This is a genomic window from Massilia timonae CCUG 45783 (assembly GCF_000315425.1).
Taxonomy (GTDB): Bacteria; Pseudomonadota; Gammaproteobacteria; order Burkholderiales; family Burkholderiaceae_D; genus Telluria; species Telluria timonae.
In genome coordinates this window covers 888135-905372 of sequence record NZ_JH992924.1, presented here as the reverse complement: position 1 = coordinate 905372, position 17238 = coordinate 888135, and the positions used below count along the sequence as shown (strand labels likewise).

The window sequence follows — 17238 nt, the reverse complement described above, 5'->3', positions numbered from 1 at the left end:
TGGCGTTATTTGACGTCCAGGACTTCATTGAACTCGTTGAGCGCATCGATCTCGGTGCCCATCGCGATATTGGTGACGCGCTCCAGGATGATCTCGACCACCACCGGCACGCTGTACTGCTGCATCAGCGCGCGCGCACGTTCGAAGGCGGGGATGATGTCGTCGGGCCGGAACACCCTGAGCGCCTTGCAGCCCAGGCCCTCGACCACGGCGACGTGATCGACGCCATACCCTTCCAGTTCGGGCGCGTTGACGTTCTCGAACGCCAGCTGGACGCAGTAATCCATCTCGAAGCCGCGCTGGGCCTGGCGGATCAGGCCGAGGTAGGCGTTGTTCACCAGTACGTGGATGTAGGGCAGCTTGAACTGTGCGGCCACCGCCAGTTCCTCGATCAGGAACTGGAAATCGTAGTCGCCCGAGATGGCGACGATGTCGGCGTCGGGGTCGGCCACGCGCACGCCGAGCGCCGCCGGGATGGTCCAGCCCAGCGGGCCGGCCTGGCCGCAGTTGATCCAGTGGCGCGGGTGGTGCACGTGCAGGAACTGGGCGGCGGCGATCTGCGACAGGCCGATGCTGGCCACGTAGCGCACCTCGCGTCCGAAGTAGGCGTTCATCTCGTGGTAGACGCGCAAGGGGTTGACCGGCACGGTGTCGAAGTCGCTCTTGCGCAGCATGGTGCGCTTGCGCTCCTGGCATTCCTCGAGCCATGCGGTGCGGTCTTGCAGGCGGCCGCTCGCGCGCCACTCGCGCGCCACCTCCACCAGCAGTTCGAGCGCGGCCCTGGCGTCGGACACGATGCCGAGATCCGGCCCGAACACGCGCCCGATCTGGGTCGGTTCGATATCGATGTGCACGAACGTGCGGTCCTTGGTGAACACCTCGATGCCGCCGGTATGGCGGTTGGCCCAGCGGTTGCCGATGCCCATCACGAAGTCGGAGGCCAGCAAGGTCGCATTGCCGTAGCGGTGGCTGGTCTGCAGGCCGGCCATGCCCGCCATCTGCGGATGGTCGTCGGGAATCGCGCCCCATCCCATCAGGGTCGGGATGACCGGCACGCCGGTGATCTCCGCGAACTCCACCAGCAGCGCCGACGCGTCGGCATTGATGATGCCTCCGCCGGCGGTGATCAGGGGGCGCCGCGCCGCGTTCAGCATGTCGAGCGCCTTCTCGACCTGGGCGCGGGTGGCCTGCGGCTTGTGCAGCGCCAGCGGCGCATAGGTGTCGCCGTCGAACTCGATCTGCGCCATCTGCACGTCGATCGGCAGGTCGATCAGCACCGGGCCCGGCCGGCCGGAGCGCATCAGGTGGAAGGCTTGCTGGAAGACGCGCGGCACCAGGGCCGGCTCGCGCACCGTGACCGCCCACTTGGTCACCGGCCTGGCGATCGACTCGATGTCGACCGCCTGGAAGTCTTCCTTGTACAGGCGGGCGCGCGGCGCCTGGCCGGTAATGCAAAGAATAGGTATCGAATCGGCTTGCGCCGAATAGAGGCCCGTGATCATGTCGGTGCCGGCCGGCCCGGAAGTGCCGATGCACACGCCCAGGTTGCCGGCCTTCGCCCGGGTATAGCCCTCGGCCATGTGCGAGGCGCCTTCGACGTGGCGCGCCAGGTAGTGGCGGATGCTGTCGCGCTTGCGCAGCGCGGCGTAGAAGGGATTGATCGCGGCGCCGGGCACGCCGAAGGCGACCTCGATGCCCTCTTTTTCCATCACCAGGACCGCTGCCTCCGCGGCTGTCATCTTTGCCATTGCGCTCTCCAGGTTCATCACCGCACGATTGCGATGAGCGTATGCTAGAGCGTCGCGGCGCTGCTGATAAGAACACAAAAAGTAGGTGTATTCGATCCCTGGAGTATGGAATACTGCAGGGATGGACAAGGTCAAACAGATGTGGGCCTTCGTCGACGCGGTCGACAAGGGCAGCTTGGCGCGCGCCGCGCTGGGGCAGAACATCACCCCGGTCATGCTGGGGCGGCGCATCGACGCGCTCGAACGCCGCCTGGGCGTCAAGCTGCTGCACCGGACCACGCGCCACCTGACGCTGACCGAATCGGGGTCGGTATTCCTCGAGCATTGCCGCAGGCTGCTGGCCGACATCGACATGGCCGAGACCATCGTGTCCGAAGGCCGCGACCAGGCCAGCGGGCACCTGATCGTCTCGGCGCCGGCTGCGTTCGGGCGGCTGCACGTGGCGCCGCACGCCCCGGCCTACCTGGCCGCCAATCCGAACGTGCAGATCTCGTTCAACCTCACCGACCACGTGGTCGACCTGGTGCGCGAAGGCTATGAACTGGGGATCAGGATCGGCGGCGTGCTCGATCCGAGTTTCGTGGCGGTGCGGCTGGCAACCAACCGGCGCGTGGTGTGCGGCACCCCGGACTATTTCGCGCGCTGCGGCGTCCCGCGCACGCTCGAGGAACTGGCGCAGCACAACTGCCTGGCCTTCAACCTGCAGGGCGGGCAGCAGCGTGGCTGGTACTTCCAGAAGGAGGGCAAGCCGGTGACCATCAAGGTCAACGGCAACCTCGATTGCAACGACGGCGAATTGCTGCACCGCTGGGCCAGCGAAGGACTGGGCCTGGCCTGGCGCTCGACCTGGGAAATCCAGGCGCAGCTGGCGGCCGGCGAGCTGGTCACGGTGCTCGACGAGTTCGCCCTGCCCGACTACGACATCATGGCGGTCTACATGCAGCAGCGCCACCTGCCGGCGCGGGTGCGCAGCTTCATCGACACCCTCAAAACGGTCTACGCCCAGCCCGGGTACTGGACCCGGCCGGCGGCGGCGCGGCCCTAGATCACCCGCTCTTCGCGCAGCATGGCGATCTGCTCGGGAGAGTAGCCGAGCTCGGACAGCAATTCGTCGGTATGCTCGCCCAGCAGCGGCGAGCGGCGCACCTCGGTCGGGCTGTCGGACAGCTTGATCGGGTTGCCCACCGTGAGATAGGAGCCACGCTCGGGATGATCGACCTCGACGATCGTGCCGGTGGCGCGCAATGACGGATCTTCGGCGATTTCCTTCATCGAGAGGATCGGCCCGCATGGGATATCGTATTTGTTGAGGATATCCATCGCCTCGAACTTGGTCAGCGTGGTGCTCCACTCCTCGACGGCGGCAAAGATCGCCATCAGGCGCGGCAGGCGCGCCTTCGGCGTCGCGTAATCGGGATCAAGGATCCACTCCTCGCGCCCGATCAGCTTGCAGACCGAAGGCCAGACCTGGGCCTGCGCAATGAAATAGATGTACGCATTGGGATCGCTCTCCCAGCCCTTGCACTTGAGGATCCAGCCGGGTTGGCCACCGCCCGAGGCATTGCCCGCGCGTGGGACGGACTCGCCGAAGCGGCCCTCCGCGAACTGCGGATACTCTTCCATGACGCCGTTGCGCTCGAGACGCTGCTGGTCGCGCAACTTGACCCGGCACAGGTTCAGCACGGCGTCCTGCATCGCGGTGAGGACCCGTTGGCCGCGTCCCGTGGTGTTACGCTGGTAGAGCGCGGTCACGATGCCCAGCGCCAGGTGCAGGCCGCTGCCGCTGTCGCCGATCTGGGCGCCGCTGACCATCGGCGGGCCATCGTCGAAGCCGGTGGTGGCCGCCGCGCCGCCGGTGCACTGGGCGACGTTTTCGTAGACCTTGCAGTGCTCGTAGGGGCCGGGGCCGAAACCCTTGACCGAGGCCACGATCATGCGCGGATTGAGTTCCTGGATACGTTCCCAGCTGAAGCCCATCCGATCCAGCGCGCCCGGCGCGAAGTTTTCGACCAGCACGTCGCATTGCCTGATCAGCGTTTCGAGCACCTTCTTGCCGTCGGGCCGCTTGGTATCCAGCGTCATGGAGCGCTTGTTATGGTTGAGCATGGTGAAGTACAGGCTGTCCACGCCCGCGATGTCGCGCAACTGGCCGCGGGTCGCATCGCCCTCGCCGGCGCGCTCGACCTTGATGACGTCGGCCCCGAACCAGGCCAGCAGCTGGGTGCAGGTCGGTCCGGACTGGACATGGGTGAAATCGAGGATGCGAACGCCTTCCAATGCCTTGCCCATACCAGTTTCCTCCGAAGATTTAACTCAGCCATTGCATTCTGCTCCCGCCAACGCCTTAATGCACGCTGCGGTGCACACTTCGCCGCTTGCCTCAGCGCGTGAGAGCAAAACGCCAATTGATGGTAGCGAAACGCACCGGCCGAGCTCAATGACCGCCGTCAAGATTCATGAAATAGCGATTTGACATTGAAATACCGTTTCATCGGCAAGAAAAAGGGCTTCCGAAGAAGCCCCTTTCCCTGTCACGCTACGCTTGCGGCAAGGCCATCATGCAGGCAAAGGCCCTTTCCCGACCGCGTTCTCCTCGGCATAGCGACTCCTGGAGTAGCTGACGTGGTTGCGCAGCACCGGTCGCAGCACCGTGATCGCCAGCAGCGCCGCGGTCAAGTCCATGATGGCGACCGTGTACAGGACGGTCGACCAGGTGCCGGTCGCCTCCATCATCAGGTTGCCGACCGGGACGAACAGCGCGCCGATGCCCTTCGCGGTGTACAGGACGCCGTAGATCTTGCCGATGTGCTTGGTGCCGAAGGCATCGCCGGCCAGGGCCGAGAACAGCGAGTACACCTCGCCCCAGGCCAGGAACACGACGCCGGACAGGATCAGGAAAGCGTACGGGTTGCTGCCGAAGTAGCCGAGCGCGATGATGCCGCAGCCTTCGAGCGTGAACGCGATGACCATGGTCTTCTCGCGGCCGATGTGGTCCGAGATCCAGCCGAACAGCGGCCGCGAGATGCCGTTCATGATCCGGTCGAGCATCAGCGCCAGCGGCAAGGCGGCCATCACGAAGAAGTGCAGGTCGACCTGGAATTCCTTCACGCCCAGGTCTTGCGCGATCACGCCCAGCTGCGCCACCGCCATCATGCCGCCGGTGACCACCAGCACGAACATCACCAGCATCAGCCAGAACAACTTGGTGTTCAGCGCTTCCTTGAGCGTGTAGTCGTGCGTCGATTGCACCAGCTTGCCCGACTTCCTGACCTCGGTCGCTTTTGGCGAGCGCAGGAACCAGGCGGCGACGAAGGCCAGGGTGCCTTGCAGGATCCCGAAGAACAGGAAGGTCTGCTGGAAGCCCGACGACTCGATCATGGCCGCGATCGGCAGGATCGTGGCGGCCGAACCGGCGCCGTAGCCACCCGCCGTGAGGCCGACGGCCAGGCCGCGGCGATCCGGGAACCACTTGATCGCGTTATTGATGCAGGTGGCATAGATCGAGCCCACGCCGATGCCGCCGACGGCCGCGCCAGCGTAGAAGCCGGCCAGGCTGGTGGCTTGCGAGTTGATGATCCAGGCCAGGCCGATGAAGATGGCCCCGAAGGCGACCATCATGCGCGGACCGAATTTATCGATGAAGTAGCCTTCGAGCGGTGCGAGCCAGGTCTGGACGATGACGAACAGCGTGAAGGCGACCTGGATGCTGGCCCGCGACCAGCCGAACTCACCCTGGATTTCGGGAACGAACAGGGTCCATGCATACTGGATGTTCGCGGTGGCGATCATGCAGACGACGCCGACGGCGAGCTGGAACCAGCGCGTATTGCCGGAGGCCGGTTGCTGTGGCTGAAGCGCGGCTGCCGATGAATTATGCATTTGGCGCTCCTCGATCGGTGTGGTGTTGTTCTTCCCAACGTGCAGACGGATATGCGGGCGCCCGGGGCGCCTGCCTGGTTATGGTTTCCAGCATTTTCATGTCTCCATTTTTATGGTGTGATGTGCATGCTCCACGTCGAGTCATGGACTCGCGCGCCAACCCCTACGCCTTTTCTAGTTAAAATTGTTAAAGCACCCTGCCAGCAAAAAGGACGTCGGCATGCTCCTGGCGGCCAACCTGCCCGCCAGGCGAGACAGCCGCTTGCTACAGTGCTCTCCAGATTTTGATGTGCGCTATTGCCGCTCTCCTCATCTAGCAAGATTGCTACCCTGGACGACCGCAAAGGTATTGCGTTCCCCTGCTTTCACCATCGGCGCCCGAAACGGACGGCGCCGCATCGTGATCTGGAAAACGGTGAAAGTGAGATGATGTTGCTGGAGCCGATTTTGAGAATCATTGACCGCGGTTATGTTTTGAGTTTTTAGCGGGCCGCCGCCAGGCGGGCTTGATTTGGCCGCCGCGTGGCGGCCTGGCCTCAGGGAAGGTGCGACTGCGTCATGCTCATCAATACACTGTAGTCGCTCAATGCCTTCAACGCGAGCCTGTCGTTGAAAAATCATCGTGGCGCACTGCCCGCCGTCCTGTTTTGTGTGGGGGGGGCGGACGTTGGTCTAGTCGGCGGGCGGCTTTTCGACAACGAGCGCGAAGGACGACCCGCCGCCCTTGAACATCCCCATCTCCTGGCCCTTGCGCACCCGCGCGCCGCGCCGCATGCCAGGATCGAACGCGATGCTGGCGACTTCGCTCATGCCCAGCGCGATGCAGCACACGTGACCATGGTCCTCGGTCCTGATCACGATCACCCCGCGCGCGCGGTCCTGGCCGATGAAGCAGCCGGGAATGGTGAACGGATCGAACAGCACTTCGCCATCGGCCGGCGCCCACCAGCGGTGGAAGTCATATGGACCCAGGTCGGTCTGGAAGACCTGGCCACCTTCGAACAGGTCCAGCAGCCGGTAATCGTCGATCAGCGCCTGCTGCCGCGGCACGCTGGATGCGAGGAGATCGGCCGGCGAGCGATGCCTGTCCCCGGACCGGCGTGCGTCCCCGGGCGCCGGCGCGCGCGCCGGCCCGGGATGCTCGAAGGTGCGGGCCAGGAAGGCATTCCAGCTTTTCCAGTAAGGCGGCTTGCCGGCATCCTTTTTCCATAGAGCGAACCGGTAGCGCTCCTTCACGTCTGGCGCCAGCCACTGTTCGCCTTCGATGCGAAAACCCGCATTCGAGGCCGGGCTGTCGAGGAAGGCGTGCCAGTCGGTCAGGATGTTCGACATCAGGAGGCTGACGGTGGGCTGCCTGAACAAGGCGGCGCCGCGCGCGGTGCTGCCGAACTCCGCCAGGAAGGCGGAAAACGGCAGGCCGATCAGCTCGCCGTCGACGAAGCCCGGCGCATGGGTAAGGACCGTGTTCAGGCCGTGCAGCAGGGCGCCCACGTCCCCGATGCGCGCGCCCGCCATGCTCCCGGCCTGCGGCGCATGCCGGTCGATGGTGGCCAGGTTGGCGGCGCAGGCAGCGTCGGCCAGGCGCAGCCAGCCGCCGTGCGGATCGACGGCGCCGGGATCGATGTCGAATTGCGCGTCATGCAGGGCGATCGTCACGGCGTCTCCTTTGGCATGGTGATCAACATGGAACGATCACCTTTTTAACTGCCGCCCGATCACGCCTGTTTGATATGGATCAGTCCGCTCTCCTGCCATCCCGGAGGCATCTCGACAAGGTGCAAGCCCGCCCAATTGTCGTCAAACTGTAATGAACTGTCTTCTATTTCTGGAGGATGTGTTAATTCGACACTTGGTCTTATACAATGGCAGACCAAGGAGAAAATGTATGTACCGAGTGATGTTGGTGGAAGACGATGCGCGCCTGGCCGAGCTCGTCACCGAATACCTGTCCGGCTATGAATTCGCGGTCGAACTGGTCACGCGCGGCGATGCGGCGCTCGGCCGCTTCAAGGAACTGGCGCCCGACGTCGTGATCCTCGACCTGATGCTGCCGGGCCTGGACGGCATGGTCGTCTGCCGCCAGATTCGCGACCAGTCCGACGTGCCCATCCTCATCCTCACCGCGCGCGAGGACTCCTACGACGAAGTCTCCGGCCTCGAGCAAGGCGCCGACGACTTCGTCAACAAGCCGGTCCAGCCGCGCGTGCTGCTGGCGCGCCTGCGCGCGCTGATGCGCCGCACCCAGGCCAAGTCGGGCGTCGATGCGCGCGTGCTGCAGTTCGGCGCCCTGCGCATCGCCACCTCCGACCGCAGCGTGGTCTGGCGCGGCCAGCCCTGCGTGCTGTCGAATACCGAATACAAGCTGCTGCTGGTGCTGGCCGAGGCGGCCGGACGCGTGCTGTCGCGCGACGCCCTGCTCAAGAAGATGCGCGGCATCGAATTCGACGGCCTGGATCGCAGCATCGACAACTGCATCTCGAAGCTGCGCCGCAAGTTCGACGATGCCGAATCGGAAAAGATCAAGACGGTGTGGGGCGAAGGTTACCTGTTCTCGCCGTCGGCCTGGAATTGACGACCTCCCCATGAAACCTGCGCCGTGCAGGTTTTTTTTCGTCGCGCGCCGGTTACTCGAACAGCGGCACGATCGCCAGCGGAGCGTTGTAAGTGACGACCTGGCCCGCCGGCTGCGCGCCGAAACGGTAGGTGACGACCGGGAAGTCGGCATCAAGGTCGCCCGCGAAGGCGGCCCCGCGCGCCGCCGGCAACGCCTGTTCGGCGCCGCCCGTACGCACCCGCACGCCCGCCGCCGCGCCCTCTTTCGGGAACACCAGGCGCACGCCGACGCATTGGCGGCCGCGCGCCGAGTTGTCGGCATAGCGAGCGAAGCCGAGCGCCTGCTCGCAGGCCGCGCGCAGGTCGGCCACGTCGTACGAACCGTCGGCGCGCAGCGCCAGCGAGACCCGCGGCTTCACGGTGAAGCCGCCCAGCGGCCGGTTTGGCGTCAACACCGCGTTTTCGTCATAGGCCGCCTTCAGCAGCGGCAGCACGGCGCGGCCGAGCGGATCCAGCGCCAGGCTGGTCTGGACGGTCTTGCCCTGCATGAGCAGTTGCGCGCCCGGCCCCAGCACGCCCTTGTCGCGCGGCAACACCTGCAAGTGATTGTTCAGCAGATTCTTGGGGCCACCGTATTTGTCAAACAGCACCATCGCGCGGTAGGCGTCGCGATAGTTCACCCATTCCCCGGCGCGCGATTGCGCCACGGCCGTTCCGGCCGTCAGCAGCAAGGTCACGCAGGCGGTGAGGTGTGCGCGTCGCATCATCAAAACCGGTAGGCGAAGGCGGCCGAAACCGTCACGTTGGTGGGCCGCTCGACGAGCGGGCTATTGCGGACGCTGCCGACCAGGCGCGCGGCCTGGACATTGGTGACCAGCATCCAGGACGGGCTCAACGCCCAGTTCCAGCGCACGCCGGCGCGGACATCCTTGAGGCCGCCGCCCGGGCGATACGGAGGATTGCCGCTTTGCCAGGACTCCTGGCCAGTGACGCCGAAATAGGCGCGGCTGTAGTCGGCATTCACGATGGTGGCGCCGGCGTTGAACGACAGCGTATGCCGCGGCGCGACCTGCACCGCCAGGCGCTGGATGCCCAGCTGCATGCGCGCGCCGTCGCGGTCATTGCCCGCGCCGAGCAGCACGCTGCTGGTCAGCCGCCATTCCGGCGCCAGGTAGTAGTTGAAGAAGAACCCGCCTTCGAGGCGGGTGCTGACGTCCTTCATGCCGTCCAGGCGGTTGCCGGTGCGTGCGAACTGCATGGGCGAGCTGGTCACGCCGACGCCGTCGACGACATGCCCCGTGCCGGACTCGTCACGGTTGGGGTGGACCGACAGCAGCGGACCGTATTCGACCGTCGGGCGGTTGGACAGATGCATCCCTGCGCTCATGCCGGAAATAAAAAGGCCGTTGCTCCATTGAACCTGGAGCACCGGCAAGGCTGAAACCTTCTGGCTGTCCGCCCCTTCGTAACGCGGCCGCGAGACGGCGCCCAGCCCTGCGTACATGTCGCGGCTGCCGTCGGGCATCGGGTTGGTGGCCGGCGTCTGCGCACTCGCTGCGGTGCTCGCAGCCGCCAGGGCCAGGGCGAAAAATGGTTTCATCGTGAAAGTACTCGGAGAGTTCGTTGGTCGATATTTTACGTCGAGCAAGCTTCGCTCTCCCATCCCATTATGACAAGCGTCGCATTCCCGTTCGGGCTGCGTTCACGGTCAGCGCATGGAACCGCGCTATGCGCCGCGCGGGCGCTTCGGAACCGACCGGCGCGGCGCCGGGTTCGACGATGTTGCTCGCGCGCACCATACTCATAAGCGCTTCCTTATGGTCGCGGCGCGGCCCGTGCGGGTCGATTCCTATGAATAAAAAAACCCACCGATACTTTCGCATCAGGTGGGCAAACGGAAAACCTGATGATGGGAAAGATGGTAATCGCCCGGCCTCCTGTCATGCACCCTCCAGATGTCGGCCAATTGTCATCAATTTGTAAGCCGCGCTGCCTCCCGCTCTCATGGCTCACCAAAGTAATCGTTGCGCCTGTACAATTCGTGCCCGAGGAGACACCATGCAGCCGGCACCACTGCCAGACCGACAGTTACCCAGGACCCGCCCGTGAACCGGATCTTCTTCCGCTTCTTCGTGCTCGTCATGCTGTCGATCACGGCTGCCACCTTCGTCATCTATTTCGCCTTCGCGCGCCTGTTCGGCGACCCGCTGGACGACATCGCGCGGCGCCAGGCCGCGGCCCAGATCTTCCTGCTCGAACAATACGTCGACCAGGCGCCCGGCGACGAATGGCTGACCCGCCTGAACAATGTGCGCGAAGTGTCCGAGGTGCGCTACGACCTGATGCCCCTGGCCCAGGCGCTGGATGCCCTCGGCGCCGGCCAGCGCGCCGAGCTCGAGCGGGGCAACATCGTGATCGACGTGGCCGGCAAATCGTTCTACCGGCGGGTCGACCTGGACGGCGAACGCTATATCGGCAGCCAGGACGAAGTCTTGCACGCCCGGAACTTGCCGATCGATACAGGACAGGCGCTCAAGATGGAGCTGCTGCGCTACGTGATCGTCGCCATCGCCCTGCTGGTGCCGATCGCGCTGTGGTCGCGCTCGCATTGGCGCGCCCTGCAGTCGCTGTCGCGCATGGCGGACGAGTTCGGCGCTGGCAAGCTGTCGGTGCGCGCCCGGCTGAAACCGTCGGACGCCGTCTATCCGCTGGCCGAACGGATCAACCACATGGCCGGCCGCATCGAGGACTTGATGGAAGCGCAGCGCAACCTGCTGCACTCGGTGTCGCACGAACTGCGCACGCCGATCGCGCGCCTGGAATTCGCGCTCGAGCTGCTCGACGCCAAGGCCAGGGATCCCGAGCTGAGCCGCCGCATCGCCGCCATGGAGGGCGACCTGTCCGAGCTGAACAACCTGGTCAAGGAATTGCTCGATATGAGTAAGCTCGACAGTACGCGCACGCTGCAGGGCGCGCCGGTCGAGCTGGAAGCGCTGCTGCGCGATTGCTGCGCCACCCTGCCGCCTTCGCCGCAACCGGTGGCCTGCGAACTGGCGTCCGGGCTCGGCACGGTCGAGGCTGACGCGCGCCTGCTGGCGCGCGCGGTCGGCAATCTGCTGCGCAATGCCCAGAAGTATGCGCAGGGGCGCATCGTGCTGTCGGCGCGGCGCACGCCGGATGGCGTCGAGATCGCCGTCGACGACGACGGCCCCGGCATCCCCCTTGACGAGCGCGAGCGGATCTTCGACCCGTTCTACCGCCTCGACCGCAGCCGCGACCGCGCCACCGGCGGCTTCGGGCTCGGCCTGTCGATCGCGCACAAGGCGGTGGCCCTGCACGGCGGGACGCTGCGCGTGGAAAGCTCACCGTTGGGCGGCGCCCGCTTCGTGCTCAGGCTGCCGGCATGAACGAACGCCTGCTGATCGCCACACTGTGCGGGCTGGGACTGCTGTCCACCGTCGGCGCCTCCCTCCCCTATCCGATGCTGGCGCCGCTGTTCGCGGACGGCGGCGTCAACGGCCTGAACAGTTTTCTCGGCCTGCCGCCCAAGCTGCTGCTGGGGATCGCGCTGATGATCAATCCGGTCGGCCTGCTGATCGGCAGCGCGGTCCTGGGGCCGCTGTCGGACGGCTTCGGCCGGCGCCGCGCCCTGCTCCTGACCACCGTCGGGGCGGCAGTGGGCCACCTGCTCACGGCCGTGGCGATGGTGATGGAATCGTATCTGCTGTTCCTGGCCGCGCGTTTCTTCACCGGTCTGCTGGAGGGCAATGGCGCGGTAATGCGGGCACTGGTCATCGAGCGCATCAAGGGGCCGCTGCGCAACCACGCGCTGTCGTGGCTCAACGGCTCCTTCAACCTGGGCTGGCTGGTCGGCCCGCTGCTGGCCGGCTTCACCATGTCGTTCGGCCCGGAGCTGCCGTTCTACATCGCCGCCGGCGCCCTGCTGCTGGGGACGCTGGGCGTGCTGGTGTCGATCCCGTCCACGCCGGCGCCGCCGCATGCGCACCGCTGGTGGGCGGTGGCGCGCGACCGCCATGCGCTGACCCTGCTGCGCCATGCGCCGCTGCGCACCCTGTTCACGGTGCACCTGGCGTATTGCTGCGGCGTCGCCGCGCTATATGAATTCTTTCCGCTGTGGCTGGTGGACGTGGGCGGCTACGATGCGCGCCAGATCGCCGTCGTCAACATGGGCATGTGCGCGCTGATGACCACGGCCGCGCTGTTCGCCGGCCATGCCAGCCGGGTCGAGGGCCGCCTGCGCGCCGGCTGGTATGCGAGCATGGCCGCCGCCGCGGTGCTGTGCGTGGGCTTCGGCAACCTGTGGGTCGGCATCGCCGGCATCGTCCTGTTCGGCGCACCGCACGCCTTCTACAACACCGCCCTGCAGACCTGGTCGGCCGACGAGTTCGCGCTGCACGGCCAGGGTTCGGTCATGGCTCTGCTGTCCACGATCTTTTGCCTGGCGAATATCCTGATGGCGCTGATCGGCGCCGTGCTCACGCTGATCGATACCCGGCTGGTGCTGATCGTTGGCGGCCTGTTGACTGCCTGGGCCTCGGTGGCCCTGCGGCGCTGGAGCGCCCGCAGTCCCCGTCCGCACCTGGAAAGCACCTGACCCGCATCCAGACAGAAAAACGGCGTCCGCAGGGGACGCCGTGTTGTCTTACCGTATAGTATTACTTCCTGGTATCGATGCGACCATCGTGCTCGGGATGGGAACGCACATGGGTCACGCCGTACCAGAGATGCTCCCACCAGTGATCGCGCGAACGCACGGTCAGCAGGCACTTCTGGTCGAACCCCTCCTTGAACACTTGATCGGGACAGAGGTTCGACGCCATCGCGTGGCGCTGGTTTTCGGCATGGACGAGCGCGATGCCGAACCAGACGGTGGTCAGGACGAAGATCAGCGCAAGCGTCCACGCGACGTGATTCACGTTACTGGTCTCGAACAAGTTTTCCTCTTTGGGCCGGGACCCTTCGTAAATCTTGAGGATCTCGCCTTCGACTTTATCGGTCATTTTTCCTTGGCTGCCTTCGCCACCAGTGCGTCGAGGACCTGGCCGGTCGCCGTCATCAGCTGGCCCATGTCCTGGATCTTGTTGGATTGCGCCACCGTTGCCGGCGACACGACGTATTTGCCGTCGATGACGACGGTCGGGGTGCTGCTGGCTTTATACGCTTCGGCGATCTGCGGCAGGCGCTTGAGCTTGGTCTGCACGCCGAACGAGTTCCACGCTTCCATGAATTTCGCCTTGTCCAGGCCGTTCGCGGTCGCCCAGGCGATGATGTCGTCGTCCTTCATCAGGCGCTTGCGCTCGACGTGCACGGCGCGGAACACGCGGTGATGGTACTGCTCCAGTTTGCCCATGGCGTCGAGCGTCAGGAACAGGCGGGCTTCCGGATCGCTGGCGCCCTGGAACGGCAGCGGGATGCGGCGCATCACGATATTGTCACCCTGCTTCTTGACCCAGTTCACCAGGGTCGGCTCGAACGCATTGCAGGCGCCGCAGTGATAGGCGAAGAACTCGACCACTTCGACCTTCTTGCCCACGGTCTGGGTCGGCTGCGGGGTCGCGAGCACGGTGTATTCGGCGCCGACGCGCGGATCGGTTGGCGAAGCATTGGCGAAACCGGCGACCAGGGCAGCGGCAACGAGGGCGAAACGCAGGGTGCGCATAAAATCCTTCCAAAAGAATGAACGAACGACCGCGAGATTACCACTTTTTGTCTGTCCCCTGTCCCGGGAGCGCATTTTTTTTGCATTTGCTTACGGCTGAAACAGGGGCGTGGTGACTTTCAATCTACGCCGGCAACGCGAATAGTCAAGTCGTCAAGGCCGGCGCCCGCGCGCGTCCTCGAGCAGCGCGCAGATGCGGGCGGCGCCGTCGGCCGTGCGCGGCCCCGCCCGGCTGGTCAGGTCGCCATCGATCTCGAACAGGTTGCCGCGTCTTACCGCCGTCATGCCCTTGTACGGTTGCCAGATCTTCCAGCCGGGGTCCTTGGGATCGTCGCGCTTGCCGACCAGGATCACTTCGGGATCGGCTTCGATCACCGCCTCGATGCCGACCTCGGGCGCGATCGTCTTCAGGGCCCCGAACAGGTTGCGGCCGCCGCACAGGCGCAGGATGTCGCTGGCGACATGGTCGTCGTTGAGGGTGTACAGCGGGCGGTCCCAGACCTGGTAGAACACGCCGACCTGCGGCCGCCCGGCGTAGCGCGTCCTGAGCGCCGCGATGCGCGCCCCGTAGTCGTGCGCCGCCCGCCGGGCCACGGGCTCGGTGCCGAGCAGCCGGCCCAGGCGCAGCAGGCTGTCGCCGACCTGCTCCAGCCGGCTCGGCTCGCTGTAATAGACGGGGATGCCCAGCCGCGCCAGCTGCTCGACCTGGCGCGTCGGGTTGCCGCTCTGCCAGACCACCAGCAGGTCGGGCTTCAGCGCCAGCACGCGCTCGACATCGATCTTGTTGAAGCTGCCGACCTGGGGCAGCTTTTTCGCCGCCTCGGGATAGTCGCTGTAGTCCACTGCGCCGACCATGCGCGCCCCGCCGCCGGCCGCGAACAGCAGCTCGGTGACGTGCGGCGCCATCGAGATCACCCGCTGCGCCGGCCGCGCCAGCGTGACCGTGCGCCCGACGTCGTCGACGACCGTGATCGCCGCGAACACATTGACCGAGGTTGCGGCCAGCACGGCCGCCAGCGCGGACTTCATGGCATCAGAAGTCGAAGCGCAGCGACAACTTGAGCTGGCGCCCGTCGCTTGGATAGATGCCGGCGCGGCAGTTGTAGGCCTGGCTGTAGTACTGGCGGTCGGCCAGGTTCAGGCCCGACAGCGCCACTTCCCACGGGCCGAAGCGGCGCGCATAGCGGGCGTCGATCGTGGTGAACGACGGCATGCGGGTGCTGCAGCTGTTGGTGAAGTCGTCGCCATAGCGCTGGCTGTCGACCCACTGGGCGCCGATGTCGGCGGTCTGACCAATGCCCGGCGTCCACGCCAGGCGCGCGGTGACCACGTGTTTCGGCACCAGCACCATCTCGCGGCCGGCGTTCGGGCCGTCGCGGAACTCGGCCTGCACGTACTGCCACGAGCCAAGCAGGCGCCAGGCGTCGGCGAAGACGGCTTGCCCTTCCAGCTCCACGCCCTGGCGGCGGGTCGGATCGAGGTTGGTGTTGGCGCCATAGCCGATGGTCGGGTCGTAGAAGATCTCGTTCGTCAGGCGGTGGCGGAACACGCGCGCGGTCACCTTGCGCGCATCGAGGCCGGCGCTGACGCCCAGTTCCAGGTCGCGCGAGGTTTGCGGCTCCAGCACGTCCAGGGTCGAACGGTAGCTGTTTTCGTCGATATTGGCGATGCGGTAGCTGCGGCCGGCCTTGGCGAACACGGTCACGAGCGGCATCACGTCGATGCTGCCTTCCACGGTCCAGGCGTTGAGCGACTGCTTGCGCTGCTCGTTCACGACCGGCGGGAAGGCCAGCGGGTCGCTGTAGTCCTTCTCGAAGCGTTCGTGACGGCCACCCACCGCCAGGCGGGCGTTGTGCGGGGCATTCCAACGCAGTTCGTCGCGCAGGTAGAAGGCTTTCGAGTCCTGGCGCGCGTCGCCGGCCGAGAAATTGGAGGTAACCTCGCGCTCCCAGCGGATCAGGTCGATGCCGGTGACGAATTCGTTGCGCTTGTCGCCGAGGTCGAGGGTGTGGCGCAGGCGCGGCGAGAACTGGGTCTGCTCGGCCTCGTAGATCGACGTCGACGGCGCGCCGAAGTCGTAGGTGGACGAAACCTCGCGCTCGCGGTGCGACAGATCGGCCGCCAGCTCGAAGGCGCCGACACGGTGCTCGACGAACGCGGTCACGCGGTCGGTATCGAGCGAGCCGTAATTCTTCGGCGTGTTGCTCTGGGTCGGGATGGTCAGGAACTGCTCTTCGCTCAGCGAACCCGGCAGGCGCGAATCGGCGCGCGAACTCTCGAAACGCAGGCCGGCGCGGCCGTTCGGCGCGTAGGCATACCCCACGCCGCCACTGAAGCTGGTCTGCTCGTACTTGTTGTTGTCGCGGTAGTTATCCGTGCTGCGGTCGCTTACTGCGGCGTCGAACGACCACGGGCCGGCGCCGTGCGTGATCGAGGCGCGCAGGTCGCGGTGGTCGAAGCGGCCGGCTTCGGCGAACAACGAGCCGTGCGTTCCCGCGCCGGCGCCGCGGCGGGTAACGATGTTGATCACGCCGCCGGTGGCGCCGTCGCCGTACAGCACGCTGCTGCCGCCGCGCGTGATCTCGATGCGCTCGACCGTGTCCACGGGAATGGTCGACAGCACCGTGTGCGCCAGTTCGTTCTCGTTCAGGCGCACGCCGTCGACCAGCACCACCGTGTTCTGGGCGCTGTTGGTGCCGAAGCCCCGCAGGTCGAGGCCGAAGTCGGGCGAGCCGTCCAGGCTCTGGCGGCCGAACACGCCGCCGATCTTGCGGATCGCCGCATTGACATCAAGGGCGCCGGCGCTGCGGATCTGCTCCGCGGTGATGACGGTGGCGCCGATCGGCGTGGCCTGGGCCGGGAAGCGCGGGCCGGTGATGAGGACCGATGGCAAGGAGGACTGCGCGCTGTCCTGGGCGATGGCGTGAGGGGCGAACATGGCGAAGGCGCAAGCCAGTGCGAGTGGCGCGCGGCGCGGTGCAACTGCAAAAATCATGATGAATGTGTTCTCGATAAAAGGCACCGGCCTGCTTCCCCGCAGCCCGGAGTCAACGGAAGCGCCTGGCGCTTCCACCTGCTTTGGCCGGTATCCGGGCTGGCAAGCATGACGGCCTCACCTTCCTGCGCAGAAAAGAATGTACAGCGGCGCAGTGGTTGTCGAGACCGTCCGCCACGCTCTTGATGAGAAGCGCGGCGCTTGTTGACCGTTGCGGGGGCAGCACACCTCCATGGCGGCGCGTGGCGCGGCCATGTCGTGTTTCCCGTTTAACTTCGCGCACCTGGACGTGCGCGAGAGCACCAAAACGGGGCGATTATACCTTGACAAGGTGCTGGCTGCCCGGCCGCCGGCAAGCCGCCGTCGCTTGGGCTAACATGGTC

14 protein-coding genes and 1 riboswitch are annotated in these 17238 nt (G+C 65.8%); of the genes, 4 read left to right on the top strand and 10 right to left on the bottom strand.

The annotated features are described in order from the left end of the window. Window positions 1-5: 5 nt before the first annotated feature. Window positions 6-1748, bottom strand: coding sequence for a glyoxylate carboligase (gcl, locus tag HMPREF9710_RS19165; RefSeq protein ID WP_005669053.1), 1743 nt, complete (start codon window positions 1746-1748; stop codon window positions 6-8). A gap of 121 nt (window positions 1749-1869) precedes the next feature. Between gcl and HMPREF9710_RS19160 the strand changes: the two genes are divergently transcribed. Beyond that, window positions 1870-2793 carry a LysR family transcriptional regulator gene (locus HMPREF9710_RS19160; protein WP_005669051.1) on the top strand — a complete coding sequence of 308 codons (924 nt, stop codon included), beginning with the start codon at window positions 1870-1872 and terminating at the stop codon, window positions 2791-2793. On the opposite strand, the gene frc is transcribed toward HMPREF9710_RS19160, so the two are convergent. The 3 genes from frc to HMPREF9710_RS19145 all read right to left on the bottom strand — a co-directional run bounded on the left by frc (window position 2790) and on the right by HMPREF9710_RS19145 (window position 7283). After that, complete coding sequence (gene frc, locus HMPREF9710_RS19155) at window positions 2790-4037, bottom strand: formyl-CoA transferase (RefSeq protein ID WP_005669050.1); 1248 nt, start codon at window positions 4035-4037, stop codon at window positions 2790-2792. The genes HMPREF9710_RS19160 and frc overlap by 4 nt on opposite strands. A 267-nt stretch (window positions 4038-4304) precedes the next feature. Further along, window positions 4305-5627, bottom strand: a complete 1323-nt coding sequence (gene oxlT, locus HMPREF9710_RS19150; RefSeq protein WP_005669048.1) for an oxalate/formate MFS antiporter — start codon at window positions 5625-5627, stop codon at window positions 4305-4307. A 672-nt stretch (window positions 5628-6299) separates the two neighbouring features. Continuing rightward, window positions 6300-7283, bottom strand: coding sequence for a phosphatidylserine decarboxylase family protein (locus HMPREF9710_RS19145; protein WP_005669046.1), 984 nt, complete (start codon window positions 7281-7283; stop codon window positions 6300-6302). 229 nt (window positions 7284-7512) lie between these two features. On the opposite strand from HMPREF9710_RS19145, the gene HMPREF9710_RS19140 reads away from it, so the two are divergent. Continuing rightward, window positions 7513-8199, top strand: coding sequence for a response regulator (locus HMPREF9710_RS19140; RefSeq protein ID WP_005669045.1), 687 nt, complete (start codon window positions 7513-7515; stop codon window positions 8197-8199). A gap of 52 nt (window positions 8200-8251) precedes the next feature. On the opposite strand, the gene HMPREF9710_RS19135 is transcribed toward HMPREF9710_RS19140, so the two are convergent. Continuing rightward, the gene (locus HMPREF9710_RS19135) at window positions 8252-8947 is read right to left on the bottom strand and encodes a hypothetical protein (RefSeq protein WP_005669043.1); all 696 of its coding nucleotides are present in this window, start codon (window positions 8945-8947) and stop codon (window positions 8252-8254) included. After that, on the bottom strand, window positions 8947-9780 hold the full coding sequence (locus HMPREF9710_RS19130) for a MipA/OmpV family protein (protein ID WP_005669042.1): 834 nt from the start codon (window positions 9778-9780) through the stop codon (window positions 8947-8949). The genes HMPREF9710_RS19135 and HMPREF9710_RS19130 overlap by 1 nt, the downstream gene beginning before the upstream one ends. Before the next feature lie 505 nt (window positions 9781-10285). Here HMPREF9710_RS19130 and HMPREF9710_RS19125 point away from each other — a divergent pair. Together HMPREF9710_RS19125 and HMPREF9710_RS19120 are read left to right on the top strand one after the other, a co-directional pair. Next, entirely contained in the window at window positions 10286-11587 is a 1302-nt protein-coding gene (locus HMPREF9710_RS19125; protein ID WP_005669040.1) for an ATP-binding protein, read from the top strand. Then, entirely contained in the window at window positions 11584-12795 is a 1212-nt protein-coding gene (locus tag HMPREF9710_RS19120; protein ID WP_005669039.1) for an MFS transporter, read from the top strand. The genes HMPREF9710_RS19125 and HMPREF9710_RS19120 overlap by 4 nt, the downstream gene beginning before the upstream one ends. Window positions 12796-12856: 61 nt before the next feature. On the opposite strand, the gene HMPREF9710_RS19115 is transcribed toward HMPREF9710_RS19120, so the two are convergent. The 4 genes from HMPREF9710_RS19115 to HMPREF9710_RS19100 all read right to left on the bottom strand — a co-directional run bounded on the left by HMPREF9710_RS19115 (window position 12857) and on the right by HMPREF9710_RS19100 (window position 16855). Continuing rightward, window positions 12857-13201, bottom strand: coding sequence for a hypothetical protein (locus HMPREF9710_RS19115; RefSeq protein ID WP_005669035.1), 345 nt, complete (start codon window positions 13199-13201; stop codon window positions 12857-12859). Further along, window positions 13198-13860 (bottom strand): thiol:disulfide interchange protein DsbA/DsbL, encoded by a 663-nt coding sequence (locus tag HMPREF9710_RS19110; protein ID WP_005669033.1) that lies wholly within the window; start codon window positions 13858-13860, stop codon window positions 13198-13200. Before HMPREF9710_RS19110 ends, HMPREF9710_RS19115 begins: the two co-directional genes overlap by 4 nt. Before the next feature lie 153 nt (window positions 13861-14013). Next, on the bottom strand, window positions 14014-14889 hold the full coding sequence (locus HMPREF9710_RS19105) for a cobalamin-binding protein (protein WP_005669031.1): 876 nt from the start codon (window positions 14887-14889) through the stop codon (window positions 14014-14016). Window positions 14890-14893: 4 nt separating this feature from the next. After that, window positions 14894-16855 carry a TonB-dependent receptor gene (locus HMPREF9710_RS19100; RefSeq protein ID WP_040777489.1) on the bottom strand — a complete coding sequence of 654 codons (1962 nt, stop codon included), beginning with the start codon at window positions 16853-16855 and terminating at the stop codon, window positions 14894-14896. A 68-nt stretch (window positions 16856-16923) separates the two neighbouring features. Further along, a riboswitch (cobalamin riboswitch) is annotated at window positions 16924-17177 on the bottom strand. Window positions 17178-17238: the final 61 nt, after the last annotated feature.

Bases quoted from the DNA above. Each gene is read 5' to 3' on its own strand.
- oxlT (WP_005669048.1), bottom strand. From the start codon at position 5,627: ATGCATAATTCATCGGCAGCCGCGCTTCAGCCACAGCAACCGGCCTCC.
- HMPREF9710_RS19135 (WP_005669043.1), bottom strand. From the start codon at position 8,947: ATGATGCGACGCGCACACCTCACCGCCTGCGTGACCTTGCTGCTGACG.
- HMPREF9710_RS19140 (WP_005669045.1), top strand. From the start codon at position 7,513: ATGTACCGAGTGATGTTGGTGGAAGACGATGCGCGCCTGGCCGAGCTC.
- HMPREF9710_RS19130 (WP_005669042.1), bottom strand. From the start codon at position 9,780: ATGAAACCATTTTTCGCCCTGGCCCTGGCGGCTGCGAGCACCGCAGCG.
- HMPREF9710_RS19105 (WP_005669031.1), bottom strand. From the start codon at position 14,889: ATGAAGTCCGCGCTGGCGGCCGTGCTGGCCGCAACCTCGGTCAATGTG.
- HMPREF9710_RS19120 (WP_005669039.1), top strand. From the start codon at position 11,584: ATGAACGAACGCCTGCTGATCGCCACACTGTGCGGGCTGGGACTGCTG.
- frc (WP_005669050.1), bottom strand. From the start codon at position 4,037: ATGGGCAAGGCATTGGAAGGCGTTCGCATCCTCGATTTCACCCATGTC.
- HMPREF9710_RS19115 (WP_005669035.1), bottom strand. From the start codon at position 13,201: ATGACCGATAAAGTCGAAGGCGAGATCCTCAAGATTTACGAAGGGTCC.
- HMPREF9710_RS19110 (WP_005669033.1), bottom strand. From the start codon at position 13,860: ATGCGCACCCTGCGTTTCGCCCTCGTTGCCGCTGCCCTGGTCGCCGGT.
- HMPREF9710_RS19100 (WP_040777489.1), bottom strand. From the start codon at position 16,855: ATGATTTTTGCAGTTGCACCGCGCCGCGCGCCACTCGCACTGGCTTGC.
- HMPREF9710_RS19160 (WP_005669051.1), top strand. From the start codon at position 1,870: ATGGACAAGGTCAAACAGATGTGGGCCTTCGTCGACGCGGTCGACAAG.
- gcl (WP_005669053.1), bottom strand. From the start codon at position 1,748: ATGGCAAAGATGACAGCCGCGGAGGCAGCGGTCCTGGTGATGGAAAAA.